The following is a 1,936-nucleotide window of genomic DNA, read 5'->3' as shown; positions in this document are numbered from 1 at the left end:
GCGCCGGCGCGCAAGGCGGTGCCTCTCGGTTTTGCGCGCCGATCGCGGCGATGATTGAAACGCGCCGATTCTCAACGGGCCCCTCGCACCAGCGAGGGGCCCGTTTGGCTCCGACGGCCCGGCTTTGCCCCTCAAAGGCGATTCGGCCGGGTGTTGGAGGTCGTCTGCGGTGGAAGGCGGGGCAGCCGCAAGAGGCGATTCTCGAGCATCGGCGCGGGGGAGGGCGTGTCCGCCGAGAGGGGACGTGTGTGTTGGGGTATCATATCGACAGCAATTCCATCGTCTTCAAGGAGCTCTCGTGTCTTTTGCCCTTCTCAGACAGCAGCTGGCTGCCGCGCCTTTGGGTGGCCGCGGGATGCTTACGGCATCGCTCGTCTGCTTTTGGGCGTTTCACTTCATCGTATTGTGGACGAGCTCGTTTTCCGTGCCCCATCCGGCGGGCAACCTCGATCTCGGCCATGACCTCACCTGGCTCGTCGGCGTGAGCTGCAACGCTCTGGCGCTGCTTGGCTGCGCCCTGGGATTGGGGCGGTCCCGCGCGGTTCGGTTCAGCGCCTTGGCCTTGGTTGCGGGTCTGCTGACCGCCGCGGGCGTCGGCCTGATTGCCGCGCGAGTCGCCTGGGAGGGCCCGGGGTTCGATATCGCCTTTCTGGGAGGCAATGCCCTTTTTGGCATCGGTACTGGCTTGATGATGGCGAGCTACGCTGATGTGCTGCGCCGCGTGTCGCCGCAGACGACGTTCATGGCCACGGCTGCCGCCTTCACGTTGGGCGCCCTTCTGTGCTTAGTGGTGACCGTGGCCCTGGTGCCCCCGGCCCGTTGGACGGCCGCTGCGGCCCTAGCGCCCGCGGCGGCTTTGCTGTACCGTCGGGCCGCACGCGATGCGGAGACGCCTGTGGAAGGGGATGATCGTCCGGCTCCTGCGACGGAGGATCTGCCTTCGAGTGGCCTTCCCCTGAAGAGCTTTCTCGGCTTGATCGCGGTCGTGGGACTGACGGCGGGCGTGATGCGCGGCATGAACCACCTGGATATGGCGGCGAGCGCCGCCGACCAGCTCTTCATCGGCTCGGTGCTCGTCGGCGGCGTCCTTTTGCTGGCGCTATCGTTTCTGGCCGATCGCCTTAAGCCCACCTTGCTGCTGCAAGGGGCCGTGGTCGTTATCTCGGCTGCTTTCATGGCCTTGGCGCTGCTGACAAGCGAGTCTGCGCCGGTGGCGTTCGTGATTCACACCGTGGGATTCGTTTTCTTCGTAGCTCTCGTGTGGCTGTTCTGCACCTTCCTCGGTCAGGGGTGCGCGGATGGCACGCGACGGTTCATCGTCGGCCTGTTTGCGAATCAGGCGGGACAGGCCTTGGGAAGTTTGGGCTACTTGGGCTTGGTGGCCGCTGTGGGCTCTTCGGCTTCGGCGCTGTTGCCGGCATCGCTGGGAACGGTGTACGTGCTGCTGCTGGCGGCTCTGGCGTTCTTCGCCAATGCCGGTCGCGCGAAGCGCTCGGTGGCGGCTGCAAATGCCTTGGCGGTGGAGCCTGCGGTGCTTCTGTCGTCGTTGGCCGAGGGGCATCGCCTGACGGCGCGCGAGGTGGAGATCGGGGTGCTGGTGGCCGAGGGGAGGAGCCGCGCTGCGATCGCCGAGGCGCTGGTGGTGTCGCAGGAAACGGTGAAGTCCCATACGAAGCATCTGTATCAGAAGCTGTCGGTGCACTCGCGCGACGAGCTGATGCGGCTTCTGGAAGAGGAGGCGCGCCTTTGGGCCGATCGGCGATCAATTCTGTAAATCGCCTGTTCACAAGGTTGTTCCAGGAAGCCCTCCCCCGATGGGGGAGGGCTTCTTTTTCGCATTTCCCCCGCTATGGGGCTGGGCCGTCGCACCCAAGCGGCGTAGGTTGGCCCCACGGCAGCGGGCATGGGGCTCGCCGCTGGGAGACGAATCTCTAGG

At 65.7% G+C, this 1,936-nt stretch carries 1 protein-coding gene; it reads left to right on the top strand.

Features of this window, described 5'->3' with window-relative positions:
- Positions 1-298 precede the first annotated feature (298 nt).
- Positions 299-1,774 (top strand): helix-turn-helix transcriptional regulator, encoded by a 1,476-nt coding sequence (locus G503_RS0106020; protein WP_028026868.1) that lies wholly within the window; start codon positions 299-301, stop codon positions 1,772-1,774.
- Positions 1,775-1,936: the final 162 nt, after the last annotated feature.

This window comes from Adlercreutzia mucosicola DSM 19490 (assembly GCF_000422625.1).
Lineage (GTDB): Bacteria > Actinomycetota > Coriobacteriia > Coriobacteriales > Eggerthellaceae > Adlercreutzia > Adlercreutzia mucosicola.
The sequence above is the reverse complement of the archived record's forward strand: the minus strand, read 5'-3'. Positions and strand labels throughout refer to the sequence as shown.